The 268-nt window shown below is 49.6% G+C and carries 1 protein-coding gene; it reads left to right on the plus strand.

Features of this window, described 5'->3' with window-relative positions:
* Positions 1-81 precede the first annotated feature (81 nt).
* Positions 82-268, plus strand: a 187-nt coding sequence (locus ACSNOG_RS33405; protein ID WP_436756421.1) for a hypothetical protein, incomplete at its 3' end; no start/stop codon positions are given.

Consider the following 268-nt stretch of genomic DNA (forward strand, 5'->3'; position numbering starts at 1 on the left):
GACACGATCATTCTGGCTCAAGCCGAATCCACCGTGTCTTCAAACCAATATTACCATATACAGAGGAGGGTATTAAGTCAGATGGACGGTTTGTCTGGTAAAGGCGAGCCGGATCAAGGCGTTACAGGGAAAGAAACCTCGCAGACCGATAATCTGTCTCAGGCGAGAGAAGAAGTGAGGAATATGTTTAATAAGCATGTGCAAATTCTCACCGTGACCAATCCGGAGGCGCCTGGCCTGATCGACCGGATCGCATCCAAGCTGCATG

Origin of the sequence: Streptomyces sp. URMC 124 (assembly GCF_051386455.1) — a bacterium.
GTDB lineage: Bacteria > Actinomycetota > Actinomycetes > Streptomycetales > Streptomycetaceae > Streptomyces.